This is a genomic window from Streptomyces lichenis (assembly GCF_023218175.1).
Lineage (GTDB): Bacteria > Actinomycetota > Actinomycetes > Streptomycetales > Streptomycetaceae > Streptomyces > Streptomyces lichenis.
The window spans coordinates 41,585-67,453 of the sequence record NZ_JALPTH010000016.1 but is presented as its reverse complement, the minus strand read 5'-3'; the positions used below and the strand labels follow the sequence as shown (position 1 = coordinate 67,453).

Annotated in this window: 19 protein-coding genes and 1 pseudogene; 12 read left to right on the top strand and 8 right to left on the bottom strand. The window is 73.5% G+C overall.

What is annotated here, in order from left to right; genetic code table 11:
* Positions 1-23 precede the first annotated feature (23 nt).
* Positions 24-3,071, bottom strand: coding sequence for an SARP-family global regulator AfsR (gene afsR / locus M1O15_RS17460; protein ID WP_248634808.1), 3,048 nt, complete (start codon positions 3,069-3,071; stop codon positions 24-26).
* Between the two features lie 233 nt (positions 3,072-3,304).
* Here afsR and M1O15_RS17455 point away from each other — a divergent pair, with 233 nt between their 5' ends.
* The 3 genes from M1O15_RS17455 (at position 3,305) to M1O15_RS17445 (ending at position 6,257) form a co-directional block, all read left to right on the top strand.
* Positions 3,305-3,919: a pentapeptide repeat-containing protein gene (locus tag M1O15_RS17455; protein ID WP_248634807.1), complete on the top strand. Its 615-nt coding sequence runs from the start codon at positions 3,305-3,307 to the stop codon at positions 3,917-3,919.
* A 299-nt stretch (positions 3,920-4,218) separates the two neighbouring features.
* Positions 4,219-5,793 carry an APC family permease gene (locus M1O15_RS17450; protein WP_248634806.1) on the top strand — a complete coding sequence of 525 codons (1,575 nt, stop codon included), beginning with the start codon at positions 4,219-4,221 and terminating at the stop codon, positions 5,791-5,793.
* A gap of 146 nt (positions 5,794-5,939) precedes the next feature.
* A complete protein-coding gene (locus M1O15_RS17445; RefSeq protein WP_248634805.1) occupies positions 5,940-6,257 on the top strand; it encodes a cupin domain-containing protein in 318 nt (105 codons plus the stop codon).
* 8 nt (positions 6,258-6,265) lie between these two features.
* On the opposite strand, the pseudogene M1O15_RS17440 reads toward M1O15_RS17445, so the two are convergent.
* Both M1O15_RS17440 and M1O15_RS17435 read right to left on the bottom strand, forming a co-directional pair.
* Positions 6,266-7,758, bottom strand: a pseudogene (locus tag M1O15_RS17440) (CehA/McbA family metallohydrolase).
* 83 nt (positions 7,759-7,841) lie between these two features.
* Positions 7,842-8,960 carry a helix-turn-helix domain-containing protein gene (locus M1O15_RS17435; protein WP_248634804.1) on the bottom strand — a complete coding sequence of 373 codons (1,119 nt, stop codon included), beginning with the start codon at positions 8,958-8,960 and terminating at the stop codon, positions 7,842-7,844.
* Positions 8,961-9,108: 148 nt separating this feature from the next.
* On the opposite strand from M1O15_RS17435, the gene M1O15_RS17430 reads away from it, so the two are divergent.
* The 3 genes from M1O15_RS17430 to M1O15_RS17420 all read left to right on the top strand — a co-directional run bounded on the left by M1O15_RS17430 (position 9,109) and on the right by M1O15_RS17420 (position 10,519).
* Positions 9,109-9,381 carry a hypothetical protein gene (locus tag M1O15_RS17430; protein ID WP_248634803.1) on the top strand — a complete coding sequence of 91 codons (273 nt, stop codon included), beginning with the start codon at positions 9,109-9,111 and terminating at the stop codon, positions 9,379-9,381.
* Positions 9,382-9,531: 150 nt separating this feature from the next.
* Positions 9,532-9,864 carry a hypothetical protein gene (locus M1O15_RS17425; RefSeq protein ID WP_248634802.1) on the top strand — a complete coding sequence of 111 codons (333 nt, stop codon included), beginning with the start codon at positions 9,532-9,534 and terminating at the stop codon, positions 9,862-9,864.
* A 211-nt stretch (positions 9,865-10,075) separates the two neighbouring features.
* Complete coding sequence (locus M1O15_RS17420) at positions 10,076-10,519, top strand: NUDIX hydrolase (RefSeq protein WP_248634801.1); 444 nt, start codon at positions 10,076-10,078, stop codon at positions 10,517-10,519.
* 64 nt (positions 10,520-10,583) lie between these two features.
* On the opposite strand, the gene M1O15_RS17415 is transcribed toward M1O15_RS17420, so the two are convergent.
* Positions 10,584-10,988: a hypothetical protein gene (locus tag M1O15_RS17415; RefSeq protein WP_248634800.1), complete on the bottom strand. Its 405-nt coding sequence runs from the start codon at positions 10,986-10,988 to the stop codon at positions 10,584-10,586.
* A gap of 98 nt (positions 10,989-11,086) precedes the next feature.
* On the opposite strand from M1O15_RS17415, the gene M1O15_RS17410 reads away from it, so the two are divergent.
* The 3 genes from M1O15_RS17410 to M1O15_RS17400 all read left to right on the top strand — a co-directional run bounded on the left by M1O15_RS17410 (position 11,087) and on the right by M1O15_RS17400 (position 15,886).
* Complete coding sequence (locus tag M1O15_RS17410) at positions 11,087-11,914, top strand: LLM class F420-dependent oxidoreductase (RefSeq protein WP_248634799.1); 828 nt, start codon at positions 11,087-11,089, stop codon at positions 11,912-11,914.
* A gap of 53 nt (positions 11,915-11,967) precedes the next feature.
* Positions 11,968-14,574: a bifunctional FO biosynthesis protein CofGH gene (locus M1O15_RS17405; RefSeq protein ID WP_248634798.1), complete on the top strand. Its 2,607-nt coding sequence runs from the start codon at positions 11,968-11,970 to the stop codon at positions 14,572-14,574.
* 193 nt (positions 14,575-14,767) lie between these two features.
* Positions 14,768-15,886 (top strand): ADP-ribosylglycohydrolase family protein, encoded by a 1,119-nt coding sequence (locus M1O15_RS17400; protein ID WP_372499496.1) that lies wholly within the window; start codon positions 14,768-14,770, stop codon positions 15,884-15,886.
* A 134-nt stretch (positions 15,887-16,020) separates the two neighbouring features.
* Here the strand turns inward: M1O15_RS17400 and M1O15_RS17395 are convergent, their stop codons facing one another.
* The 3 genes from M1O15_RS17395 to M1O15_RS17385 form a co-directional block, all read right to left on the bottom strand.
* A complete protein-coding gene (locus M1O15_RS17395; RefSeq protein WP_248634796.1) occupies positions 16,021-16,215 on the bottom strand; it encodes a DUF397 domain-containing protein in 195 nt (64 codons plus the stop codon).
* Between the two features lie 310 nt (positions 16,216-16,525).
* Entirely contained in the window at positions 16,526-17,395 is an 870-nt protein-coding gene (locus tag M1O15_RS17390; protein WP_248634795.1) for a helix-turn-helix domain-containing protein, read from the bottom strand.
* A 397-nt stretch (positions 17,396-17,792) separates the two neighbouring features.
* Entirely contained in the window at positions 17,793-18,521 is a 729-nt protein-coding gene (locus tag M1O15_RS17385) for a GOLPH3/VPS74 family protein (protein WP_248634794.1), read from the bottom strand.
* A gap of 179 nt (positions 18,522-18,700) precedes the next feature.
* On the opposite strand from M1O15_RS17385, the gene M1O15_RS31675 reads away from it, so the two are divergent.
* Both M1O15_RS31675 and M1O15_RS17375 read left to right on the top strand, forming a co-directional pair.
* Complete coding sequence (locus tag M1O15_RS31675) at positions 18,701-21,301, top strand: serine hydrolase (RefSeq protein WP_308282359.1); 2,601 nt, start codon at positions 18,701-18,703, stop codon at positions 21,299-21,301.
* Positions 21,302-21,640: 339 nt separating this feature from the next.
* Positions 21,641-23,731 carry a DUF8823 domain-containing protein gene (locus tag M1O15_RS17375; RefSeq protein WP_248634793.1) on the top strand — a complete coding sequence of 697 codons (2,091 nt, stop codon included), beginning with the start codon at positions 21,641-21,643 and terminating at the stop codon, positions 23,729-23,731.
* Between the two features lie 13 nt (positions 23,732-23,744).
* On the opposite strand, the gene M1O15_RS17370 is transcribed toward M1O15_RS17375, so the two are convergent.
* Positions 23,745-24,953: a S1 family peptidase gene (locus tag M1O15_RS17370; protein ID WP_248634792.1), complete on the bottom strand. Its 1,209-nt coding sequence runs from the start codon at positions 24,951-24,953 to the stop codon at positions 23,745-23,747.
* 316 nt (positions 24,954-25,269) lie between these two features.
* On the opposite strand from M1O15_RS17370, the gene M1O15_RS17365 reads away from it, so the two are divergent.
* The gene (locus M1O15_RS17365) at positions 25,270-25,851 is read left to right on the top strand and encodes a snapalysin family zinc-dependent metalloprotease (RefSeq protein WP_248634791.1); all 582 of its coding nucleotides are present in this window, start codon (positions 25,270-25,272) and stop codon (positions 25,849-25,851) included.
* The last annotated feature ends 18 nt before the right edge of the window (positions 25,852-25,869 follow it).

Below are 25,869 nucleotides of genomic sequence, written 5' to 3'. Positions count from 1 at the left end.
TTCCCGGGGCCCGCCGATCGTGCTCAGGCCGCCGCGAGCGGGCTCAGCAGGGCGCGGACCTGGTCGGCCTCGGGGGCGCCCAGCCGCTCGTAGAGGGAGAGCGCCTCCTGCCAGCAGGCCCGCGCCCGGTCGCTCTGACCGAGGGCGTCCAGCGCGCGGCCGAGCACCGTCAGCACATTGCCCCGCATCCGGTCGCCACCGATGCAGCCCAGCGACAGCGCCTCCTCGGCGTGCTGGGCGGCCAGCGGCGCCCGCCGGGACGCCAACTGGGCCTCGGCGACGCGGAAGTACGCGGTGCCCTGCCACAGCCACTGCCGGTTGCGGCCGAACCCGTGCGCGGCCTGGGTGAGTTCGACCAGGGCCTCGGCGTACCGGCCGCTGTGGGAGAGGATCACCCCGAGCGCGTACCGGGCGTTGTCCAGCCGCATGTCGCCGCCGATCCGCCGGTACAGGGCGAGTCCTTCCCGGGCCAGCCGGATCGCGCTGTCCGGGCGCTCGGTGAAGCCGTGCAGCCGGGACAGGTTGCAGACGGCGCTGGCCTCCACGGAGGGGTTGCCGTCGGCCCGCGCGCCGTCCCGGGCGCGCTGCCACAGTTCCTCGGCGTCCGGATAGCGGCCCTGGTTGAGGGCGATGATGCCGCGGTCGTTGTCGGTCCAGTAGACCGAGGCCGCGTCCCCACTGGCGACGGCCAGGTCGCGGGCGGTACGGGCCTCCTCGTCGGCCTCGTCGTAACGCCCGGCGACCAGGTGGACGTTGGTCAGCGCGGTCCTGGCCCGGCCCTCGCTACGGGCGTCCCCGGCCGCGCGGGCGGCCTGCCGGGCGGTGATCGCGGCGGCCTCGTACTGCTGGGCGTTGGCGCCCGACTCGGCCAGGTCCTTGGCCGCCCACAGCAGGTCCACGGCCCGCCGCAGCCGGTCTCCGCCGGACGTGACCTCGGCGGACGACTGGCGGGCGCAGGCCAGCAGGCAGTGCGCCTCGGCGTAGAGCCAGTCCATCGCCGCGTACCGGTCGGCGAAGTCCAGCCCGGCGTACCCGGCCGGCTCCAGCCGGTCCACCAGCCGGTCGCCGGGCCGCTCGATGGCGTACACCCGGGCGGCGGTGGCCAGGTAGAAGCCCAGCAGCCGGTCCAGCGCCGCCGCCCCCTCGGGCCGGCCCGCTGCCCCGCTCTCGGCGCAGGAGCGGGCGAACAGCCGCACCAGGTCGTGGAAGCGGTAGCGGCCGGGCGCGGCGGACTCCAGCAGGGAGGCGTCCACCAGGGACTCCAGCAGCTCCTCGGCCTCCTCCGCCGGCAGGTCGAGCATCGCGGCCGCGGCGGCCAGCGAGACATCCGGCCCGTCGGCCAGCCCCAGCAGCCGGAAGGCACGGGCCTGGGCGGGCTCCAGCTGGCCGTAGCCCAGCTCGAAGGTGGCCTTCACGGCCAGGTCGCCGGCCCGCAGCTCGTCCAGCCGGCGCCGCTCGTCGGCGAGTTTGGCGGCCAGCGCGGACACCGTCCAGGTGCGGCGGGCCGCCAGCCGGGAGGCGGCGATCCGGATGGCCAGCGGCAGGAACCCGCAGGCGGCGACCACGTCCAGCGAGGCCTCCCGCTCGGCGCCCACCCGCTCGGCCCCGACGATCCGGGTGAACAGCTGGAGCGCCTCGTCGGGCGCCATCACGTCCAGGTCGACCAGGTACGCCCCGGCCAGGTCCACCATGCGCACCCGGCTGGTCACCAGCGCGGCGCACCCGGCGGTGCCCGGCAGCAGCGGGCGGACCTGGGCGGCGTCCCGGGCGTTGTCCAGCAGCACCAGCACCCGCCGCCCGGCCAGCGTCGAGCGGTACAGCGCGGCCCGCTCCTCCAGGCCGTCCGGTACGGCGGTGTCGGCGGTGCCCAGGGCGCGCAGGAAGGCGCCGAGCACCACCTCGGGCTCGGCCGGGCGCGGTCCGGCGCCCTGGAGGTCCACATAGAGCTGGCCGTCGGGGAAGCCGGGCCGGGCCGCGTGCGCCACGTGCACGGCGAGCGTGGTCTTGCCGACCCCGCCTATCCCGGCCAGCGCCGAGACGGCCATCACCGACCCGGCCCCCGTACCGCCGCCCGCTGTCTCGGCCCCCTCCGCGCCGCCGGAGTCGGCCAGCCGCGCGCCCAGCTCGCGGACGAAGGGGGCGCGGCCGGTGAAGTCCGGTACGGCGGCGGGCAGCTGGGCGGGCCGGGTGGGGCCGGTGTACGCGGCGGACTCCTCGGCGGAGCGGGCCAGCTCCTCGTCGGCGCGCAGGATGCGCTCCTGGAGCCGGGCCAGCTCCGGGCCCGGGTCGACGCCCAGCTCCTCGGCGAGCAGCCGGCGGGTGTCGGCGTACACGGCGAGGGCCTCGGCCTGCCGGCCGCCCCGGTACAGCGCCAGCATCAGCAGCTCGCGCAGCCGCTCGCGCAGGGGGTGGGCGGCGGTGAGCGCGGTCAGCTCGGAGACGGTGCCCGCGTGCCGGCCGCACTCCAGGTCCAGTTCGAGCCGGGTCTCCAGCAGGGTCAGCCGCCACTCGGCCAGCCGGGTGCGCTGGGTCTCGGCGTAGGGGCCGGGCACCGAGGCGAGCGGTTCGCCGTCCCACTGCTCCAGCGACCGGGCCAGCAGCTCGCGCGCCCCGCCGCGGTCGCCCGCGGCCCGGGCCTTGCCCGCCCGGTCGGCCAGGCCCCGGGCGGTGGGCAGGTCCACCGACCCGGGCGGGACCCGCAGCGCGTATCCGCCCGACTCGCTGACCAGCGCGTCCGCGGGCAGCACCTTGCGCAGCCGGGAGGCGTACGTACGGAGCGCGGCGAGCGCCTGGGTGGGCGGCCGCTCGCCCCAGATGCCGTCGATCAGCTCGGCCGCCGTCGCGGTGCCCCCCTCGCGCAGCAGCAGCGCGGCCAGCAGCGCCCGCTGCTGAGGGGAGCCGGAGGGCAGCGCCTCGCCGTCCCGTACCACCCGCACCGGCCCCAGCACGGTGAACCGCAACCCGCTCCCCGCCCCGTACTCCCGGCTGTCCGCGCTGTCCGCGTCATGGGTTCCGGTCCGCTGCGGCGGTGGCTGTACCGGCGGCGTCACCGGCCCGTGCTCACGGTCCATAGCTCCCCCTGCTGCCCCTCTCGCCCGCCGGTTCCGCTTCCCACGGCCCCGCGCGGTCGGCTCCGCCCCGGACAGTCTGCCCTGCCGGTGCCGTACGCGTCAGTAGGGGACCCCCCGCCGACCCGGCTCTGCACCGCACCCGCACACGCCCCCGGGGCCTCGGCCGCCACCCCCTGCCCGCGGCGGCTGCCACAGGAGACGGCTCTGTCAGTGGTGGCGGTTTCAATGGAGGGATGGCTGATCGACACGGTGACCCCGGGGCGGGGACCGGGCGGGTGGTTCGGGATGAGGACTGGTACGGGCGGGAGCTGGGGCCGCGGGATGTGTACGAGGGGTACACCTTCTACGACCTGGACTGGACGGAGGTGGTCGGGGAGGGCGCCGTCTTCGACGGGTGCGTCTTCTCCGGGGTGGCGTTCAACGCCTCCCGGCACACCGGCTCCGCCTTCGTGAACTGCGTCTTCCGCGGCTGCTCCTTCTTCGACGCCCGCTTCGAGGGGTGCAAGGCGGTCGGCGCGAGTTTCGAGCGGACCACGTTCGGGCTGCTGGCGGTGGACGGGGGCGACTGGTCCTTCTCGGGGCTGCCGGGCGCCGATCTGCGCCGGGCCTCCTTCGACGGGGTGCGGCTGCGCGAGGCGGACCTCACCGGGGCGCGGCTGGAGGGCACGGTGATGACCCGCTGCGATCTGTCGGGTGCGGCGCTGGGCGGGGTGCGGCTGGCCGGTGCCGACCTGCGGGGCAGCGACCTGTCATCGCTGGACCCGCGGACGGCCGAGGCCTCCGGGACCCGGATCGACCTGGACCAGGCGGCCCTGCTGGCGACGGCCCTGGGCTACCGGGTGGGGTGAGCGCGACCCGTGGCGGACCGGCCCCGGAAGGGGGTACGGGCGGTCCCGCGGCCGTCACCCACACCGCACGCCGCAACGCGCAGCGAAACGCACGGGAAATTTCTGAAACCGGCAAATCGGACAGCCCTGCGGTTCCCGCATAGCGGACGGTGTGCGAGACGCCCACTGATCGGCTGGCGCCGCCGCCACCTACTCTTCCATTCCCCGACCAATAGTCGCCAAAGCCCTGCGAATGCAAGGCAAAGATCGCGAACTTCCGCACTCCGGATATGGAAACCGCAGCATTTAACGTCTCGTTCATGACTCAGGTGGAAGCGCGGCCCCAGGCCGGAGACACGGTAAGGGGCGTCACCATGCCGGGTGACACCACCACGGAGGTGCGCGGCAAGGGCCTCGGCGGGAACTCCGTCGGGCTGCTGGGCAGTGCGGTCATCGGTATCTCCACCGTGGCCCCCGTCTACTGCCTGACCTCGACCCTCGGCCCCACCGCCGGCGAGGTCGGGCTCCAGATGCCCGCCGTCTTCCTGGCCGGGTTCCTGCCGATGCTGCTGGTCGCCTTCGCCTACCGCGAGCTCAACCGCGTGATGCCGGACTGCGGCACCTCCTTCACCTGGACGGTCAAGGCCTTCGGCCCCCGGGTCGGCTGGATGTGCGGCTGGGGCCTGGTCATCGCGACGATCATCGTCCTGTCGAACCTGGCCGGCGTGGCCACCTCGTACTTCTGGCTCCTGGCCGGCGAGATCACCGGCAGTCCCTCCATCGCCGCCCTGGACGACAACAAGGCCGCGCACATCCTCACCTGCCTGACCCTGATCGCCATCGCCACCGCGATCAGCTACCGCGGCATGACGGCCACCAAGGGCGTGCAGTACGCCCTGGTCGGCCTCCAGCTCCTCGTCCTGGCCGTCTTCGTGGTGATGGCCTTCGGGAAGGTGGGCGGCGCCGACTTCCCGACCGGCGTGGACTTCTCCTGGACCTGGCTGAACCCCTTCGCCGTCCAGTCCTTCTCCGCCTTCACCGCCGGGCTCTCCCTGGCGATCTTCATCTACTGGGGCTGGGACGCCTGCCTGGCCACCAACGAGGAGACCACCGGCAGCACCAGCACCCCCGGCCGCGCCGCCATGATCACCATGGTGGTGCTGATCGGCTCCTACCTGGCCACCGGCATCGCCGCCCAGATGATCGTCGGCTCCGGCGAGAGCGGCCTCGGCCTCGCCAACCCGGAGACCTCCGACAACGTCTTCGCCGCCCTCGCCGGCCCGGTCATGGGCCCCGTCCTCGGCGTCACCCTCTTCGTCGCGGTGCTCGCCTCCGCCGCCGCCAGCCTCCAGACCACCTTCATCCCGGTCGCCCGCACGGTGCTGGCCATGGCCACCTACGAGGCCCTGCCGCACTCCTTCACCAAGGTCCACCCGCGCTTCAAGAGCCCCGGAAAGGCCACCGTCATCGCCGGCGTCTCCACCGGGACCTTCTACGCCGTGATGACCCTGGTCAGCGAGAACGTCCTGGTCGACACCATCTACGCGCTCGGCCTGATGATCTGCTTCTACTACGCGCTGACCGCCTTCGCCTGCGTCTGGTTCTTCCGCCGGGAGCTGACCGCCTCCGCGAAGGACGCCCTGCTCAAGGGCGTGCTGCCGGCCCTCGGCGGGCTGATGCTGACGGCCGTCTTCGTCAAGACGCTCTACGACAGCTGGGACCCGGCGCACGGCTCCGGCTCCTCCGTCCTCGGCATCGGCTCGGTCTTCGTCATCGGCGTCGGGCTGCTGCTCGCCGGAGTGGTGATCATGCTGGTGATGCAGCGCCGCAGCCCCGCCTTCTTCCGCGGCGAGGTGCTCACCCGCGAGACCCCCTCCCTGGTCGTCGAGGACTGACCACCGGCGGCTCCGGCGGCCGCACCAGGCAGGAAGGGCGGGCATCGCGGGACGGCGCGGTGCCCGCCCTTCCGCGTACGCCCGCTCCCGCCGTATCCGTACCCGTACACATGCGGGCGGCCGTCCCGCCGGGCAAGGTGGACCGTATGTACGATCTCAACGCCATCGCCGAGGAACACCTCATCGCCGCCCACCGGGACGAGCACGGGCGCAGCGCCAACCTGATCGTGCGCGAGCAGCCGCTGCGGCAGTCCGTGATCGCGCTGACCGCCGGCACCTCGCTGGACGAGCACAACACCCCGCCGGCCGCCTCCCTCCAGGTGCTGCGGGGAGCGATCCGGGTGACCGCCCAGTCGGGGGACGTGGAGCTGACCACGGGCGCCCTCTATCTGCTGCCGCCCGAACGGCACGGCATCACCGCGGTCACCGACGCGGCCTTCCTGCTCACCGCCGTCAACGACTGAGCTCCGCCCTACTCCCCATCCCCTCCCCCCAGCCACACCGGGTTGGTGAGCCCCGCCGGGGCGCCCGGCAGCCCCGGTACCGCCGGCGGGTGGCGGACCTCGGCCCGTACGTACGCGGAACGGGCGGCGCTGGTCGTCCACTCCACCGCCCCGGTGGCGGAGTCCGGCAGCACCACCGTGTGCACGGTCCCTTGGTCGGTGACCAGATGCGCGGTGCGGCCGGGCGCGCCCGACACCTCCAGCCGTACGGTGACCGGGTCGTCCGCCCGGGCGGTACGCAGCCGCTCGCCGATCCCCGCCCGCTGCCCGCGCGGCCCCGACACCACCAGCGACAACGCCACCGCCGAGGACTCGGCCAGATAACTGCGCCCGGCCCGCAGCCCCGCCAGGATCGCCTCCCGGGACAGCTCCTCCGCCAGCACCACGGTCTGCGGCGAGCCCACCCGGTCCGGCTCGCGGTGGGCGTCGCTGGAGGCGATGGCCGGCAGCCAGCCGCCGCCGCGCCGGGCCGTGAGCGCGGCGTCCCAGGCGGCCAGCGCCACCTCGTCGTCGGCGGTGTGCGGCCCGTTCCAGACCTCCACCGCGTCCGCCTCGCCGAAGCCGAACTTCCAGGCGCACCCCGCGCAGGTGGCGTGCGGATGGGCCGGTACGACCAGCCCGCCGGCCCGCCGGATGACCTCCGCGTACCGTCCGAACCGCCGGTCCCGGGCCCGGTACCGCCAGTCCACGAACGTCCCCGGGTCCGTCCCCACCGCCAGCACATGCCCCGTGCGGGTGGTGACCTCCTCGCCCACCATGATCAGCAGGTCGTCACCCCACAACCCCTCCCAGGCGCCGTGCGCGGAGTGGGTGTTGTGCTCGGCGGAGTTGATGAAGTCCAGCCCCGCGGCGCGGGCCGCGGCGGCGATCTCGGCCGGGGTGCGCCGGCCGTCGGAGTGCACCGAGTGCAGATGGCAGTCCCCCGGTACCAGCCCCGCCCCCGCCCCCGCGCCCTCTCCGGCGGATACACCGCCCGCGGCGTCCGCCCGGCCGGCCCCCGGGTCAGCGTCACCGTCACCGTGTACGCCAGCCCCTGCGGCGCGATCGAGTACGGGGCGATCAGCACGTACCAGGTCCCCGCCCGCACCGGCCCCGCCACATACCCCGGCGTGGCCTCGTCCGCCCGTACGAAGAACTCCGACCGCGCCCCGCCCGACCACCCCCGGAAGCCCCTGCCCCCGAGCGCGGTGCCCCGTTCGTCGAAGAGCCCGATGTCCAGCGCGTTCCCCGCCGTCCCGGGCGGCACCGACGGCCGCTCGTACGCGTACGAGACCCGCACCTCCGCCGTACCCGCCGCCACCTCCACCGGCAGATACACCCAGTCCGGCGCCCCCGGCCGCAACGTCCCCCGCAGCACCGCGACCGTCACCCCCGCCGCCCCAACCGCCTCCGCCGCCCCCACGACCCCGGCCGCCACCGCCCCCGCCGCCCCGACCGCGAACTCCCGCCTGCGTAACGTCATGACGGCAGCCTGCCGGAGCCCGGTGAACCAGGGAACGCCCCGGAACGACATCCGGACGGCGGCTTCCGGAAGCGGGGCGGGTCTCAGCCGGGGGCGGCCCCCTGTCCGATCTCCGCCAGCAGCAGACGCAAGGTGAGGGAGTGCTTCTCCGGCGGCAGGGCGGCCATGGCGGCCCGCGCGTGGTTCAGCCCCGCCGGCCGGTCACCACTCCGCGCCAGCATCAGTCCCCGGTGCAGCTCCAGGTGCGTGGCGAACCGGGGCAGGGTTCCGGGCAGTTCCTTCGCCGCCTCTTCCTGGGCATCGACCGCTCCGCGTTCATCTCCCAGTCTCGCCAGCAGGAGCGACAGGAAGACGTTCATGCGCCACCACGGCACGGCATAGTCGGAGGTCTGCTCGTAGGAGCCCGCCCGGTCGAAGACCCGCCGTCCCTCCTCGGCCAGCTCCCGGGCCGCGCCGTAATCGCCTCTGAGGGCGGCGGCATGTGCCTTCCCCATGATCGCGTTGAGCAGACCGAGGGACGGCCTGCGACTGATCGCCATGGCCTGATCGGCGAGAACGTCGGCCACGCCCAGGGCGGCTCCCTCATAGCCCAGGGCGATGGCGGCCCGCCCCCGAACCCACACGCGGGTCTCCTCGTCCCCTGCCTGGTCCGCTGCCTCCGCGGCCATGCGGTACCAGTGGACCGCCTTGGTGCCGTCCGACCCGGGGAAGGTCTTCGCGTACAGGGTCATGAGCCGCGAGGCGACCGACCACAGGCGGGGCTGTTCGAGCTGCTGCTGTACGGCGACCAGCTCACCGGCCACCCGCCGCTGGGTGTCCGCCGCTCCCAGCGACATGTACTCGGTGCCGTAGGTGGCCAGCTTCGCGTCCCAGGCCTCGGCTGTGGGCCCTCCACGCAGGCGTGCGGCGAAGCCCAGGGAGAGCAGATCGGAGGCGACGACCGGAGCTATGGCAGCACCGGCGACATCGGTCATGAAAGTTCGGCGCTTCACATCGTCCTCAAGCACGGCTAGGGGTACGTCCAGGACGGCAGAGAGGGCCCGGAGGTAGAACGGGCCGGGCTGCACCTTGGAGCACTCCCAGTTGCTGACGTATTCCCGCCCCAAGGCTGTGCCATAAGCGTCGTTGACCTCGGACGCCAACCGAGCCTGGGACCAACCACGCGCCTTGCGCAGGTCTCTGATCAGGTCACCGATCCTCATGCCGTCCATACTGCTCCCACGATGCGACGGCGTCGCCCAAGTAGCCAGGAGCCAGGAGGACTTCACACTACGAATCACACTGGTCGCCAAAAGTCATCGAGCGGAAGCTCTCCATGACGGGTCGAGTCCGCGGCATAGGAGCACAGCGATGACCAGTGAGCGACACATCGACGTACCGCACGGGCCCAACACGGCGGGCAAGCCGGGGGAACCTGCGGTCGGCACCCTCCTGCTGGACACGGCGCACGACAAGGTGGGCGAGTTCCGAGGCGAGTGTGAGGGGAGCTGGTTCCTGCGCCCCGTGGGCGGCGGTGTCGAGTGGGAGACCGACCCGGCGGACACCCGGCCGGCGCGTCCGGCGGATCGAGCCCGTGCTCGGTCGCTGGCGGAGGAGCGTGTTCGCGGCAAGTTCCGCGTGTGAGAGGTCTGTCGGGCTCCCAACACCATCGTCAGCGCGATGCACTCACAGTGCCAGTGCGGCTTGGCGAGCGTGCCCCCCTTCCCACCGTCCGGCCGGAGTGCCGCATCTGGGTGCGCGGTCGGCGCCCCGTCACTAGGAGACGGACCCGTGATGCGCTGCAACAGAGCACTCCGTACGCCCTGGTCCGACGTGGTGGCGGGGGGCTGGCGGAGAGGTGCCCCGAGTCTGGACGCATCGTTCCTCTGCGAGTTGGCCCATGACCACGGTGGTGACCATGTGGACTATCTCGACGAGCTGGCCGCCGAGGTGCACGTATGGGCACGGTGGGATGACACGGGGGCGTGCCGGTTCGTCGTGATGCCGCCCTGCGGGGTGGTCGATCATGCCTTGGACCCCGTCAAGCGGGAAGCCTGCCACCTGACCGCTGATCACTCGTCAGGGCACTCCTGGCAGGTGACCGACGACACCCCCTCACTCGACTGACCACGCGGCGGACCGGCCGCATGCGGGAACGATCACCCACCCTGCCCCGCCGCACAGCCCGCATCGACCCTCGGCGTCGCGGTGCTCGTACTCGACTCCACCATGTCCACCCCTACGGGTGTGGCGGCGCGGATCGCTGACGCCGTGCCCACGCCCGGGAGTAGCGTCGGCAGCCCCACCGCACCGCACCCGATGACCCCACGGTGAACCCATGATCCCCACACCCGCGACCCCCGTGATCGACACGCATGTGATCCTGCGCGACGGCGACCGGGTGCTGCTGTCGCGGCGCGGGGGCACCTATGGATACGGGCGGTGGCACGCCCCCTCGGGCAAGTTGGACGCCGGGGAACCGCTCACCGTCGGTGCCGCGCGCGAGTTGATGGAGGAGACGGGCGTCGTGGTCGACCCCAGGCGACTGCGGCTCGTGCATGTCGTGCACCACCGGCAGGACGCCGGGGCCGAGCGCATCGGCCTGTTCTTCCTGGCCACCACGTGGGTGGGCGAGCCGGTCAACCGTGAGCCCGAGAAGTGCCTCGACCTGCGGTGGTGGTCCGTGCACGAGCTGCCCGAGGACATCATCGAGTACCCCGAGGCCGGACTGCTCGGCTACCTCAGAGGCGGCGACCCGCTCACCGAGCACGGTTGGCCGTAGGCCGCCACGACCGCACCTGCATGGGGCAGGCGCACACCTCCACCTCGGGTGAGCCCGACGCCGTCTAGCCGAGGGCCTGGCGCAGCACGGACAACGCGTCCAGCTCGGGGAACGCGCGCCGGATCTGGTCGGTCGCCTGGACGATCAGGTCGTCCAGCAGGGCCGGCGCGGTCCCGTGGAACACCCCGTGCAGATGGGTGGCCACCTGGGACGGGTCGGACGGCAGGTCCAGTTGGACCACGAGCGGTGCGCCCTTGCTCTTGTACCGACCGGGGGGAAGCCCGACCTTCTCCGGGTGGACGCAGACCGGCGTCCCGTCGCCCAGGTACCGGAGCCCGTCGGCCGGGCTGAACGGGGCCTCGGCGGTGGGGCGCTCGAACACGTCGAACTCACCGACCGGGTGCCGACGGCCTGGGCAGACACCGCACGCCCGGTGGTGGACTTCGCCGCTGACGTGGGGGTCGGCCATGTCCGGAGCGTAACGGACCCGCATCCTCGAACGACCCCGCCCATGCGCCCCCGCAGCGCATCTCGGCAGCGGTCCCCGCACGCCGTACGTTGGCCGGTATGCGCATCGCGACCACGGTCTTTCTGACCGATCAGACGATCACCCCGGTACGGCTCGCCCAGGAGCTGGAGCAGCGCGGGTTCGCCGGGTTGTATCTGCCCGAGCACACCCACATCCCCGTCGAGCGCACCACGCCCTATCCGGCCGGGGGCGAGTTGCCGCCGGAGTACGGGCGGACGCTGGAGCCGTTCAGTGCGCTGGCGCAGGCCGCCGCGGTGACCGAGCGGATCACCCTGGGGACCGGGATCACGCTGGTCGCGCAGCATGACCCGATCGACCTGGCCAAGCAGGTGGCCACGCTGGACCATCTGTCGGGTGGGCGGTTCACGCTGGGGGTGGGGTACGGGTGGAACCGGGAGGAGGCGGAGGACCACGGGGTGGACTGGGGGTCGCGGAGGCGGGCGGTGCGGGAGCGGATCGGGGTGATGCGGGCGCTGTGGGCGGAGGAGCCGACCGCGTACGAGGGGCGCACGGCCTCGGTCCGGGCCTCGTACGCGTATCCCAAGCCGGTCGGAGGGGCGCCCCGGGTGCTGTTCGGCGGGGCGGCCGGGCCCCGGCTGTTCGCGGCGATCGCCGAGCACGGCGACGGCTGGCTGCCCATCGGCGGTGGCGGTCTCACCGAGGCGCTGCCGGCGCTGCGCGCTGCCTGGGAGGAGGCCGGACGGGGAGGGGAGGGCCCGCAGATCGTCCCGTACGCCGTGCGGCCCTCGGCCGGGAAGCTGGCCCGCTTCGCCGACCTGGGCATCGGGGAAGTCGTCGTCCAGCTTCCTCCGGCGGGGGAACCGGAGGTGCTGCGCACCCTGGACGCGTACGCGGAGTTTCTCTGACCGGTGCCCCTGCGGCTCGGGCCGGTGCATGGGCGGCTCGTATGCTCGGGGACATGACGGATGACCAGCCCGTACGCCGCCCCGCCGCTCCCACCGCCCCGACGGCCAACGCGATGCGCCGTGCGCTGAGGCGGGCCCGGGACGGGGTGGCGCTCGATGTGTCGGAGGCCGCCGTATTGCTCCAGGCGCGCGGCGAGGATCTGGCGGATCTGACGGCCTCCGCGGGCCGGGTGCGGGACGCCGGGCTGGCGGCGGCCGGGCGCCCCGGCACCATCACGTACAGCAAGAGCGTCTTCATCCCGCTCACCCGGCTGTGCCGGGACAAGTGCCACTACTGCACCTTCGCCACCGTGCCCGGCAAGCTGCGGCGGGTCGGGCACGGGATGTTCATGTCGCCCGACGAGGTGCTGGACGTGGCCCGGCGCGGCGCCGAACTGGGGTGCAAGGAGGCGCTGATCACCCTCGGTGACAAGCCGGAGGACCGCTGGCCGGAGGCGCGGGAGTGGCTGGACGCGCACGGCTATGACGACACCATCGCGTATGTGCGGGCGATGGCGATCCGGATCCTGGAGGAGACCGGGCTGCTGCCCCACCTCAACCCCGGGGTGATGTCGTGGACGGACTTCCAGCGGCTGAAGCCGGTCGCCCCGTCGATGGGAATGATGCTGGAGACCACCGCGACGAGGCTGTGGAGCGAGCCCGGTGGGCCGCACTACGGGTCGCCGGACAAGGAACCGGCGGTCAGGGTGCGGGTGCTGGAGGACGCGGGGCGGTCCTCGGTGCCGTTCACCTCGGGGCTGCTGATCGGGATCGGCGAGACCTACGAGGAGCGGGCGGAGTCGCTGTTCGCGCTGCGGCGGGTGGCCCGCGCATACCACTCCATCCAGGAGCTGATCATCCAGAACTTCCGCGCCAAGCCGGACACCGCGATGCGCGGGATGCCGGACGCGGAGCTGGACGACCTGGTCGCCACCATCGCCGTGGCCCGGCACATCATGGGCCCCTCGGCCTGCCTCCAGGCCCCGCCGAACCTGGTGGACGAGGAGTACGGGCGGCTGATCGGTGCGGGCATCGACGACTGGGGCGGGGTCTCGCCGCTCACCATCGACCATGTGAACCCGGAGCGGCCCTGGCCGCAGATCGAGACCTTGGGGGAGAAGTCGGGGGAGGCGGGGTTCCGGCTGGCGGAACGCCTCTGTGTGTACCCGGAGTTCGTACGGCGGGGGGAGCCGTGGCTCGATCCCCGGCTGCTGCCGCATGTCACCGCGCTGGCCGATCCGGAGACCGGGCTGGCGGTGCCGGACGCGCCCGTCGTGGGCCGCCCCTGGCAGGAGCCGGACGAGGCGTTCACGGCGAGTGGGCGGACGGAGCTGCATGTGGAGATCGACGGGGAGGAGGGACGGACGGGGGATCGGCGGGAGGACTTCGATGAGGTGTACGGGGACTGGGGGGCGTTGCGGGAGGCGGCGGCGCCGGGGATGGTGCCGCAGCGGATCGACACCGATGTGCGGGGGGCGCTGGCGACCGCCGCCGATGACCCGACACGGCTGACCGACGAGCAGGCGCTCGCGCTGCTGCACGCCGACGGGCCCGCGCTGGACGCGCTCTGCCGGGTCGCCGACGAGCTGCGGAAGTCGGTGGTGGGGGACGAGGTGACCTATGTCGTCACCCGGAACATCAACTTCACCAATGTCTGCTACACCGGCTGCCGGTTCTGCGCCTTCGCCCAGCGCCGCACCGACGCCGACGCCTACACCCTCTCCCTGGAGCAGGTCGCCGACCGGGCCGCGCAGGCCTGGGAGGTCGGCGCGGTGGAGGTGTGCATGCAGGGCGGCATCCACCCGGACCTGCCCGGCACCGCGTACTTCGACATCGCCCGGGCGGTGAAGGAGCGGGTGCCCGGGATCCATGTGCACGCCTTCTCGCCGATGGAGGTCGTGAACGGGGCGAGCCGGACCGGGATGTCGATCCGGGAGTGGCTGACGGCGGCGAAGGAGACGGGGCTGGACTCGATCCCGGGCACCGCCGCGGAGATCCTGGACGACGAGGTCCGCTGGGTGCTGACGAAGGGCAAGCTGCCCGCGGCCACCTGGATCGAGGTGGTCAGCACCGCGCATGAGCTGGGGCTGCGGTCGTCCTCGACCATGATGTACGGGCATGTGGACCAGCCCCGCCACTGGCTGGGCCACTTCCGCACGCTGGCCCGGATCCAGCAGGAGACCGGCGGCTTCACCGAGTTCGTCACCCTGCCGTTCATCCACACCAACGCACCGGTCTACCTCGCCGGGATCGCCCGCCCCGGCCCGACGGTCCGCGACAACCGGGCGGTGACCGCCATGGCCCGGCTGCTGCTGCACCCGCACATCACCAACATCCAGACCAGCTGGGTGAAGCTGGGCAGCGAGGGCGCGGCGGAGATGCTGCGCTCCGGCGCCAACGACCTGGGCGGCACCCTGATGGAGGAGACCATCTCCCGGATGGCCGGATCGGGTTACGGCTCCTACAAGTCGGTACGGGACCTGGTGGCCATCGCCGAGGCCGCGGGCCGCCCCGCCCGGCCGCGTACCACCCTGTACGGGGAGGTCCCCGAGGAGCGGCAGAAGGCGGCGGCCGCCTCCGACGGGCATCTGCCGACCCTGCTGCCGGTGCTGACGGACTGACCCCGGGCCGGTGGCGGGGCCGGGCCCGGCTTGATCCGGCCGTTCACTCCGCGTACCCGGACCGCTCCGCTCCCCTTGGATTACAGTGCAGGCTCCGGCGCCCGGCTTGAGGGTGCACATGTCAGGCCAGAAGCGGCAACCGGTGCGGTGCCGGGCGGGCCGGGGAGGCGGAGGGCGCGAGGTGAGTGCGGCGATCGCGGCGACCGCGGCTGTCTGGGGCCGGACCCAGCAGCAGGACTTCCGCTCCCGGGTACGCGGCTGCCTGCTCGGCGCCGCGGTGGGCGACGCCCTCGGGGCCGGCGTGGACACCCTGTCCACCGAGGCCGTCCGCGAGGCGCACGGCCCCGCCGGGCTGACCGACCTCACCCCCGCCTACGGGCGCCGGGGCGCCGTCACCGCGGCCACCCAGCTGAGCCTGTTCACCGTGGACGGGCTGATCCGCGCCCAGGTGCGCCGGGACACCGGGGCCTGGCACCCGCCGACGGACGTGCACCGCGCCCATCTGCGCTGGGCGGCCACCCAGCGGGACTGGGGCCCCGACGAGCGGCGCAAGGACAACGGCTGGCTGGCCAACGAGGAGTGGCTGTACGTGCGCCGCGACCCGCCCCGGGCCACCCTCACCGGTCTCGCCGACGAGGTCCTCGGCACCCTGGACCGCCCCAAGAACCCCGCCGCGCGCGACGCCGGGGCCCTGGTGCGCTCGGCGCCGTACGGGCTGCTGGTGGGCTGGGAGCCCCAACTGGTGTGCCAGCTCGCCGTGGAGTGCGCCGCCCAGACCCACGGCCACCCGGCCGCCTACCTCTCCGCGGGCGCCTTCGCGGTGATCGTGCACGGGCTGGCCCGGGGCGAGACCGTGGAGGCCTCGGCCCGGCGGGCCCAGGCCCAGCTGACCCAGCGCCCCGGCCATGAACCGGTGGCCGAGGCGCTGGGGAACGCGCTGGATTCCGTACGCCGAGGGGCACCCGGACCGGACGCGCTGGCCGCCCTCGGGGACACCGACGGGGAGCACGCCGAGGACGCCCTCGCCATCGCCGTGTACTGCGCCCTGGTCGCCGAGGACACCGCGCAGGGCCTGCGGCTCGCGGTCAACCACGACGGCCCCTCGGCGGCGACCGGCACCCTCACCGGGGCGCTGCTCGGCGCCCTGCACGGGGAGACCGCCCTGCCGCCGTCCTGGATCGCCGAGTTGGAGGGGCGGCCCAGCATCCTGGCGCTCGCCGACGACTTCGCCATGGAGATGACCCAGGGCCCCGCGCTGCACGGCCCGGAGAGCGCCGCCCCCGGCTGGCTGGCCCGCTACCCGAGGGGCTGAGCCGCCCGCCGGCCCGCCCGGACGTGCCCCGGACACGGCGGAGCCCCCTCGGCCGGGACGGCGGACCAGTCGAGAGGGCTCTTCGCTGTGGCGCGTTCTTCGTGGTGGTGCGTGGGGGAGGGGGGCTCACGCCCTCATCGCGCGGCGACCTCGTGCACGAACGCGCTCCAGGCGGTCGGGGGGAAGGTGATCGACGGGCCGGCGGGCACCTTGGAGTCGCGCACCGCGATCTCGGCGACCAACGGCGACCTGACCTCGACGCAGGCGCCGTTGGCACCCGAGTAGGAGGACTTGGTCCAGTTGTCCGTGCCGCCCTGGATGATGGCCATGTTCTGTGCTCCGTGTTCCTACGAGGCTCGCCCGACGCGGCCCCGTAGCTGCCCGTGCAGAGTCGGCCGAGACGCCGGTACCGGCCTGGCGGATCTCTGCAGGCCGACGTGATCGACGCTACTCGCCGACTTCGCTCTCCGGGGCGGGCGTTCACTCGACCGGATGGCATATTCCAATGAGACTTCCACCGGAGGGTGGGCCGGGTGTACCGTGCCCGCCCTCCGTGCGGAAGCGTCCGTTCAGCGGACGTTCGGACGTCAGCGGACGTTCGGATGTCAGCGGACGTCTCGACTCAGCGGAGGTCTCGACTCAGCGGACGGTGCCGCCCGCGTACTCCTTGATCACGTCTCCGATGAACTGCCGGGTCTGCTCGACGTTCAGCGCTTGGGCGCGCAGGTGCTCGTACATCACGCTGTAGCGCTGCACGTCGTTCGCCTTCTCCAGGTACAGGTCGCTGGTGACGCCCTCGATGTAGACGACCGAGGAGTCCGCGGCGTCCGGGAACTCCAGGATGGCGTAGTGCCCGCCGATCCCGGGGTGGGCGCCCATGTCGAACGGCAGCACCTGCACCGTGACATGGGGCAGGTACGACTGCTCCACCAGGTGCTCCAGCTGCGCGATCATCAGCTGCTTGCCGCCGACCACCCGCCGCAGCGCCGACTCGTCGATCACCGCCCACAGCCGCAGCGGCGCCTCGCCCTCCTTGATCCGGTCCTGGCGGCGGACACGCACATTGACCCGCTTGTCGATGTCGGCCGCCGTCCACTCCGGGGCCGACCCGGTGATCAGCGCCTCCGCGTACGGCCGGGTCTGGAGCAGGCCCGGCACCACCTGGGGCTCGTACACCCGCAGCGAGGCCGCGTCCGTCTCCAGGCCGATGTAGACGCTGTACGGGATGTCGCCGAAGGCGTGCCACCAGCCCTGCTGGCGCGAGTCCTTGGCCATCTGCATCAGCGAGTCGACGACGCGGTGGTCCTCCACCTCGTAGACCCCGCACAGATCGCGGACATCGCGCTGGCTGATGGAGCGGCGGCCGTTCTCCAGACGGCTGATCTTCGACTGCGAGACCAGCAGCCGCTCCGCCACCTCCTCCGCCGTCATGCCCTTCTGCTCACGCAGCCGACGCAACTCCTGGCCCAATCTGCGCCGCCTGACGGTGGGGTTGACGTTGGACGCCACGGACACTGCACCTCCGGCTGTCGAACTGCCGCTCCCGGCGCGACCGGTGCGCGCCCGTGTCCCCACAGGCCTCGGCCGACAGGAGTAGCTCTGCGTATCTACTGCTCAGCAGACTGCCACCAATGGCCGTGCCGCGCTGGAAAACGCCCAGACGCGTGGGCACGGACATCTGCGCGGACCCGGGCCGGGTACGGCCGGACGCGCCGGTGGGGCGGCCGAAGGGGCCGCCCCACCGGGTGGTTCATGCGGTGTGTGCGCTGGGTCACATGGCGCCTGCGCGGTCGTCCATGCGGTTCATGCGGTGACGCGATGCGGTGTTGCGATGCGGTGATTCACGCGGTGGTGCACGCCGGCGCGCGGGTGGTCGCGGAACGGTCCGCGCGGGGCCCGCCCGCCGTCAGTGCGCCACGGCGCGCGCCATCGAGCCGCTGCCGTGCTGCCGTGGCTGCGCCGGCACCGCGCCCGCCGGACGTCCGCCGCCGGGGCCCCGGCGGGGCTGCGCGGCCACGCCGTTCTGCACGTCCATCACGGCGTGCGCCACCAGCCCGCCCATCGGGTCGTGCCGGATCAGGTCCCGGAGCCGCGAGCGCGAGGAGCGCCCCTCGTTCCCGGGGTAGAGGTGCTTGCCGAGACCGACCGCGTGGGCCAGCGCGGCGAGCGCCGCGGTCCGCGGGTCCGGCGGTACGCCGGTGCGGATCGCGCTGTCCAGCCGGGCCCTGATCTCCCGGCTGATCGCCGTCTCCGTCGCCTGGTAGCGCGTCGTCGGCAGCACCCCGCACATCTGGCCCTCGACGGCATGCACCATGCCGCACCGTTCCAGATGCGAGAGATACGTCTGGCGCAACCCCAGCCGGGGCCCGCCGATCCAGTGGACCGCCCGCACCGGACTGCCGCGTCTGCGCAGCAGTTCCAGCGCGGAGTCCAGTGTCGGATCTCCGGTCGGCCGTGGCATCACCACGGCGATACGATCCCCGTCCGGGGCTATCCGTCCTGCCAGAGCGAGCTCCACTAGCTGCGCTCCGGCCAGGCCGAGGTCGAGCGACTGCGGCTGCGCTGTGGTACCCGTGGCCGGGTCCAGAGCGAGCAGCAGAAGCTCCTCCGGAAGTGTTCTGCGGCTCCTGCCCATCCATGCCTCCCCGCGTGGATGAATGACAGGGTGACCCCTCTCACATTCATCTGTCGAGAGCACCCGGGTGCTTTGTACGGGAACCAGTAGGTATGTCGTTCTCGTCTAGCGAGGGAGCCGGGCGGTCACACAGGACACTGGTACATGGTTCGGACAACGCTTTGAACGAAGGAGGCACGGTGGCGGGCGAGTCCCCCGACAGGTCGGAGCAGCGGAAGTCGCCGGGGGAGACGGCGCCGGGGAACCGGAGCGCCGACACGAGCGAGGGTGCCGGGATCGATCAGCCGACGGCGATCTTCCGGGCGCCGGACACCACCTCCCAGCGGACGTCTGAACCTTCGCCGGACGCGGAACCCGTAGCGGAGACCGCGTCCGCCGAGGAAGACGCCGCGGACGGCGCCGAGGGTTCCCGCGAGGGGGAGACACCTGCCGGGTCGGGCACCTCAGACGCTTCCGGGAAGCCCGGCGGGGCGGGCGGGGCGGGCGATGAGCGGCTGCGCGCCGCCGTGGCGGCCTGGGTCGGCCGCGGCGACGACGAGCCGGCGGCGGGGGACGGGAAGCCGGCGGCCGGGGACGACGAGCCGGTGACTGGGGCTGGGAAGCCAGCGGCCGGGGACGACGAGCCGGAGGCCGGGGCCGGGGCCGGGGCGGGGGCGGGGGCGGGGGAGCGGTCGGACGCCGGGAAGCCGGACGACGTGAAGCCCGATGCCGGGAAGCCGGACGATGCTGAGCCCGCCAAGGATGCGGTTGAGCCGGCCGCACCGCGCGGAAACGACACTGCGGCGGATGGCGACGGCGACGGTGACGAGCCCGCCGGGGCCGAGTCGCCCGCCGGGCCCGAGGCGAAGGAGACCGAGCCGGAGGCCTCCGTCTCGGACGGGTCTCCGTCGGACGCCCCGGCCTCGGACGACTCCCCGGTTGCGGACGGCGCCCCGAAGGGTGGCACGGCATCCGACGCCGATGCCGATGGCGATTCCGGTGACGAGGGCGACTCCGGTGGCGGGAAGTCCGTGGACCAGCCCACCACCGTCTTCCGGGCCGTCCAGCGCACCGCGCCCCCCGTCGACCAGCCGACCACGATGCTGAAGACCGTCGGCGCGGGCGCCGGAGCGGCACGCAAGCAGGGCGGCGGCGACTCCACCCGGGGCGACCGTGCGGCATCCCGCCCCGCGCCCGAGTCGGCGGCCGAGCGGACCAGCACGTTCGTACCGCTGCGCACGGACGACGTACGCCCCGCCGGGCGGACGGCCGACCGCGCGACCGGCCCGGCCGCCGCGCCCGCCGCCAAGTCCGCGCCCGCCGCCAAGCCCGGGTCGGCCGAGGCCAAATCCGCCGAGCGCAAGCCCGAGGCCGACAGCACCGCCACCAAGCCGCCCACCTCCAAGCCCGCCGAGCCGAAGCCCGCCGAGCCGAAGCCAGCCGAGCGGAAGCCCGCCGAGGAGACCGCGGCGCTGCCCGCCTCGCTCGGGCCGGAGCAGACCCGGCAGCAGCCCCTGCCGCCACGTCCGCCGCTGGACCTGCTCGCGGAGCTCACCAACACCCCGCCGCCGCCGGAGACCCCGGTCCGCACCGCGGTACGGCGGGTCAAGATCTGGACCCCGCTGGTCCTGCTGCTCGCCGTGGTCTTCGCCGTGGTGCAGGCCGTACGCCCGCTGCCCGCGCCCACGCTGGAGCTGACGGCCAAGCCCACGTTCACCTTCGACGGCGGGAAGCCGAAGCTGCCGTGGCCGGGCGAGGGCCAGGGCTATATGTCCGCGACCGGCCTCGGCACCGTCGACTCGTTCGGCGAGCAGAAGCCGGTGCCGATCGCCTCCGTCACCAAGGCGATGACGGCCTACGTCGTCCTGCGTGACCACCCGATCAAGAAGGGCACCAAGGGCCCGATGATCGAGGTGGACGCGCTGGCGGAGAAGGAGGGCGGCTACGACGCGCAGGGCGAGTCGACGGTGAACACCCTCAAGGAGGGCGACAAGATCTCGCTGCATGACGCCATCGCGGCGATCATGATCCCCTCCGCCAACAACGTCGCCCGGCTGCTGGCCCGCTGGGACGCCGGTTCGGAGGAGGCGTTCGTCAAGAAGATGAACGCCGCCGCCAAGGAACTGGGCATGACCAAGACGACGTACACCGACCCCTCCGGGCTGACCGCCTCCACCGTCAGCACGGCGCAGGACCAGGTCAAGCTGGGTGAGCAGTTGGTCGAGATCCCGGCGCTGATGAAGATCACGGTGCTGCCCGAGTGGACGGACCCCTCCGGCAAGAAGTGGCGCAACTGGAACGAGCTCGTCCCGTTCGACGGCGCGCTCGGCATCAAGACCGGCTCCACCACCAAGGCCGGCGGCAACCTGCTCTTCGCCGCGCACAAGAAGGTCGGCGAGACCGATCAGCTGATCGTCGGCGCGGTGCTGGCGCAGTACAAGACGCCGATCCTGGGCACCGCGGTCGCGGCCAGCAAGGACGCCATGATCGCCACCCAGGACCTGCTGCAGAGCCGGACCGTGGTGAAGAAGGGCGATGTGGTGGGCCGGGTCGACGACGGCCTGGGCGGTACGACACCGGTGGTCGCGACCAAGGACGTCGCGGTCGTCGGCTGGTCCGGGCTGACCGTGAAGCTGGAGCTGTCCGACGGCGGCCGCCCGATCCCGCACACCGCGGCTCCGGGTACGCCGGTCGGCTCGCTCACCGTCGGCGAGGGCGCGAGCCAGGTGAAGGTGCCGGTCGCGGTCCAGGGCGAGCTGGCGGAACCGGGCTTCGGCGCCAAGCTGACCCGTATCGGCTGACGACCGGGCCGGTTCGGATAGGCCTCGGCCGTCCACCCCACCGGTCCCGGCCGTCCTTGGCTGATCCACGCGGGTGCCCCGGAGCGTCGGGGCACCCGCGTGTTAGCGTCCGATCACCGGCGCGGCGCCTCTCAACCGAGGGGTGCCGCGGAGGCGTCTTCCGCGGTACGAGGCGGCTGCCGGGCGTCGCGACGGCCCGGCCCGGAGCACCCCGCACCCCAGGGGCCCGGTTCCGGCCCGCGTGAGCGGAGCACAGCCAGGAAGCCGGCACAGCGGCCGTGACCGCCGCCACGACAGCCGCGAGAGCGGAGAACGCAGAGAGCTGAGGGCCGAGCCGCAGTGACCACCACTGAGCCTGAGCCGACTCGCCGCCCTCCCGGCGCGGCGGCGGACACCGCGGCCGCCCGCCCCCGCGTCCGGGTGCCCGGCACGCGGCTGCCGCACCCCGCCGACACCCCGCCCCCACCCCGTACCACCCCCGAGCCCGGTGCCGAGCCCCCAGCCGAGCCCGGAACCGTATCCGAGCCCCAGCCCGGGACCGCAGCCGAGCCCCAGCCCGGGACCGTATCCGAGCCCCAGCCCGGAACCGCAGCCGAGCCCGGCACCGGCACCGGCACCAGTGCCGACCCCCCTACCGCCCCCGACCCCCGCACCGGTGCCGACCTCCGCACCGCCCCCGCACCCACCTCCGCCGCCCCTTCCGAGGCCCCGCCCCGGCCCCGTGGCGCCCGGCACTGGCTCCGGCACCCCGTCACCGCGGCCACCGCGCTCGCGGCGCTCACCCACGTCCTCTGGTTCCTGGTCTTCGCCAACAGCGGCGGCGACCTCGCGGCGCAGGACGCCTGGGCCGAGTTCGTCGGGCGCCATCCCGACTCCGCGTACAACCTGGCCTGGTACGGCGGGATGCACCCCGTCTCGTACAGCGTGGTCTCCCCGTATCTGATGTCCCTGCTCGGGGTGCGGGCCACCATGATGATCGTCGGCACCGCCTCGGCGGCGCTGACCGCGCTGATCCTGGTCCGGGTGCGGGCGGTGCGCAATCCGCTGGCGTGCGCGCTGGCCGGGGTGTTCGCCTTCCTCTGCAACGCGCTGTCCGGCCGGGTCACCTTCGGCCTGGGCATGATGTTCGCGCTGGGCGCCGTGGCGGCGGTCTTCTGCTGGCCGTACCGCTGGCGCTACAGGCGCTGGGCCAAGGCGGCCGTGGCGGCCCCGCTGGCCGGGCTGGCCACCGCCGCGAGCCCGGTGGCCGGGCTCTTCCTGGGGGTCGCGGCGGCCGCGCTCTTCCTCAACCGGCGCCGCCCCGGGGCGTACGCGCTGGGGCTCGCGCCCGTCGCCGTGGTGGCCCTGTCCGCGTGGCTGTTCCCGTTCTCCGGGACGCAGCCGATGTCCTTCGCCTCCACCCTGCTGCCCTTCGCCTTCGGCCTCGTCGTCCTCGTGCTCGTGCCGCGGGACTGGCGCACTGTGCGCACCGGCGCCGCGGTGTACGCGGCGGGCACCCTGCTGACCTGGCTGGTGGACTCGCAGGTCGGCTCCAACGTCTCCCGGCTGCCGATGCTGTTCGCCGGGGTGCTGCTGCTGGCGGCGCTCCCGTACGCGGTGCCGCGCAGCCGCAAGTGGTACGCGCTGGTGCTGGCGTTCGTGGCGCTCAACGGCTGGATCGGCTTCAAGAGCGTGGACGACGTGGTGCGCACCGCCCCGGACGCCTCCTGGGCGCGGGAGGCGGCGCCGCTGATCAACCAGCTCCAGGGGCTGCGCGCCGAGCGGGCCCGGGTGGAGGTCGTACCGGCCCGCAGCCACCGCGAGGCCTCCGCCCTCGCCCCGTACATCAACCTGGCCCGCGGCTGGAACCGCCAGGCCGACATGGAGCGCAACCCGGTCTTCTACGACGACACGCTCAACGCCGTCACCTACCGGGACTGGCTGCACCGCTGGGCCGTGCACTACGTGGTGCTGCCCAAGGGCGACCCGGACACCGGGGCCGAGCAGGAGGCCGAGCTGGTCGCCGAGGGCCAGCCGTATCTGCGCCCGGTGTGGTCGGACGACAACTGGCAGCTGTTCGCGGTCGCGGACCCGACCCCGCTGGCCGACCCCCCGGCGACGGTCCAGCGGGCCGGGGCGGGCGAGATGACGGTCACGGTCCGCAAGGCCGGGCGGATGCTGATCCGGGTGCCGTACTCGCCCTGGCTCTCCCTCCTCGACGCGAGCGGCCAGAAGGTCGAACCGCCGCAGGAGACCGAGGAGTCCAAGGAGCGCGCGGACGACGAGGACCGGGATTTCACCAACCCGCACGGCTGCCTGCTGAAGGCCGAGGAGGACGCCGAGGGCGACGAGTGGACCGAACTCATCGCCCCGGCGGCCGGTACCTACCGGCTCGGCGCCCCGTACAAGATCTTCCCCCGCGGTACGCCCTGCCCGGAGGAGTTCCGCTAGCCGGTACCGCGCCTCAGGCGGTGTGCAGCCTCAGCCCGTAGCGGTTCAGGATCTCGTTGACCGGCTGGTACCAGGTCTCGCCGCCGCTGGAGCAGTTGCCCCAGCCGCCGGAGGTGACGCCCTGGGCCTGGTCACCGCTGATGAACGAGCCGCCGGAGTCCCCGCCCTGGGCGCAGACGCTGGTCTTGGTCATCTGGTGCACCGCGCCCTGGCTGTAGTTGACCGTCTCGTTCTTGGCGAGGACCCGGCCGCAGTGCCATCGGGTGGTGGAGCCGGAGCGGCAGACGGACGCTCCGACCGGCGCCTCGTTGGAGCCGCGGACCAGCTGGTCAGGGACGGTGCCCCAGCCCAGCACCACCGGTACGGTCCACCAGCCGCTGCCCACGTTCACCCAGGCGTAGTCGTCGCCGGGGAACGAGGAGCCCTGGAAGTCGCCGATGTAGCTGTTGTCCCAGCCGCGCACCTGCTGCCCGGCCCGCCCGCAGTGGCCGGCCGTGACGAAGCCGCCGTGCACCGAGAAGCCGATGGAGCAGCGGACGTTGCCGGTGTAGTACGGGTCGCCGCCGACCGTGCCCGCGGCGAAGGTCCGCGGCGCCTCGGCGACCTCCCGTACCTCCACCGGTCCGGCCGCGGCCGCCTTCCCCAGGAACGCCCGGACATCGTTGTCAGCCCGCTCACCCGCGACCACGCTGACCACGACCTTGTTCGCCTCGGGGTCCACATGCCAACTGCCCACCCCCGAGGGCGCGTCCAGCCGATCCAGCGCGGCCTTGACCCCGTTCAGCCGCCGCTCGCTGTGGCGGACCAACCTCACCTCCGCCCCCGCCCCCCGTACCGACGCCGCGGCCTTCCCGCCCTCTCCCTCGGCTATCGCCACCGTCAGCCGCCCGCTGCCCGCGTCGAACCAGGACCCGCCGTACGCGGCTCCCGCCGCGCGCTTCGCCCGGCCCTCCACGGCGGTCGCCTCGGCCTCGGCGGCCAGTCGCGCCACCGCCTGCGCCTCGGTCAGCCCGAGGTCCCGCCGCATGGCCGCGACCAGCCCCTCCGACAAGGGCTCGGCGACCCGAGCTATGGCGGTGCCGCGCTCCGGGGCGGGCGCGGCGGTGGCCGCCCCGGTCGCGCCGGTGGCATACGCCCCGACCAGTGCGACGACCACGAGCCCGGCCCGAACCCGTCGTCCCGGCACGGTCGTTCTGCACGTCCTCGTACTGCTGCTGTTCATGGGGAGACCCTTCGCTCGTTCCTGCGACAGTGGGGGCGGAACAGGTCTGAGAGCGCTCTCAATCTCGCTCGCCGTGGAGCGTAGCGCCGTCCCAACATCAGGTCCATGCCAATTTTTCCAACGTCGTACGTTGGCCGAAACCACACCCTCGCAACCCCTGATAACCGCGCCCTATCACCCACTGACACCTTGTCACCACACCCCCGCGCTCCCAGACTCACTCCGGAGGACCGCGTCCGGCCCCCACCCGGACCGCACCCCTCCGCATCCCCGCACCTCACCGGGGCCCTTTCCCCCCACCCCCGAAGGGACAGCCATGCCGCACTCCATCTGGCTCAGGTCGGCCACCGCCGCCGCCGTGATCACCCTGGCCGCCGCGACCGCCGCCACCGCCGCACCCGCGCCCGAGCCGGCCGCCGCCAAGGCCGCCGCCGCGGTGACCACCCTCCGCTACGACGACAGCCGCGCCGTCGGCTGGGAGTCGGCCATCGCGGCCGGCGTCGCGAACTGGAACGCCACCGTCAAGAACGTGAAGCTGGTCGAGGCCGCCCCGGGCACCCGCGCCGAGATCCAGATAGTCGCCACCAGCGGCTGGCCCCAGGCCACCCTGGGCCCGGTCCGCCCCGGCGGCTCCGCCCGCGTCGAACTCGGCAGCCAGGCGGTCTCCCAGGGCCACGACAAGACCCGTATCGCCGCCCACGAGATCGGCCACAACCTCGGCCTGCCGGACACCAAGCCCGGCCCCTGCACCCAGCTGATGTCCGGCTCGTCCGCCGGCACCACCTGCAAGAACGCCACCCCCAACGCCACCGAGAAGGCCCGCGTCGACTCCCTCTACGCGGGCGCCGCCGCCACCCTCGCCCCCACCGACGGCCGCGTCCTGGTCGACGCCCCCTGACGCGCGACCGAGGGGCCG

Bases quoted from the DNA above. Each gene is read 5' to 3' on its own strand.
- M1O15_RS17420 (WP_248634801.1), top strand. From the start codon at position 10,076: ATGATCCCCACACCCGCGACCCCCGTGATCGACACGCATGTGATCCTG.
- M1O15_RS17450 (WP_248634806.1), top strand. From the start codon at position 4,219: ATGACTCAGGTGGAAGCGCGGCCCCAGGCCGGAGACACGGTAAGGGGC.
- M1O15_RS17385 (WP_248634794.1), bottom strand. From the start codon at position 18,521: ATGGGCAGGAGCCGCAGAACACTTCCGGAGGAGCTTCTGCTGCTCGCT.
- M1O15_RS17395 (WP_248634796.1), bottom strand. From the start codon at position 16,215: ATGGCCATCATCCAGGGCGGCACGGACAACTGGACCAAGTCCTCCTAC.
- M1O15_RS17455 (WP_248634807.1), top strand. From the start codon at position 3,305: ATGGCTGATCGACACGGTGACCCCGGGGCGGGGACCGGGCGGGTGGTT.
- M1O15_RS17445 (WP_248634805.1), top strand. From the start codon at position 5,940: ATGTACGATCTCAACGCCATCGCCGAGGAACACCTCATCGCCGCCCAC.
- M1O15_RS17415 (WP_248634800.1), bottom strand. From the start codon at position 10,988: ATGGCCGACCCCCACGTCAGCGGCGAAGTCCACCACCGGGCGTGCGGT.
- M1O15_RS17365 (WP_248634791.1), top strand. From the start codon at position 25,270: ATGCCGCACTCCATCTGGCTCAGGTCGGCCACCGCCGCCGCCGTGATC.
- M1O15_RS17410 (WP_248634799.1), top strand. From the start codon at position 11,087: ATGCGCATCGCGACCACGGTCTTTCTGACCGATCAGACGATCACCCCG.
- M1O15_RS17430 (WP_248634803.1), top strand. From the start codon at position 9,109: ATGACCAGTGAGCGACACATCGACGTACCGCACGGGCCCAACACGGCG.
- M1O15_RS17425 (WP_248634802.1), top strand. From the start codon at position 9,532: ATGCGCTGCAACAGAGCACTCCGTACGCCCTGGTCCGACGTGGTGGCG.
- M1O15_RS17405 (WP_248634798.1), top strand. From the start codon at position 11,968: ATGACGGATGACCAGCCCGTACGCCGCCCCGCCGCTCCCACCGCCCCG.
- M1O15_RS17435 (WP_248634804.1), bottom strand. From the start codon at position 8,960: ATGAGGATCGGTGACCTGATCAGAGACCTGCGCAAGGCGCGTGGTTGG.
- afsR (WP_248634808.1), bottom strand. From the start codon at position 3,071: ATGGACCGTGAGCACGGGCCGGTGACGCCGCCGGTACAGCCACCGCCG.
- M1O15_RS17370 (WP_248634792.1), bottom strand. From the start codon at position 24,953: ATGAACAGCAGCAGTACGAGGACGTGCAGAACGACCGTGCCGGGACGA.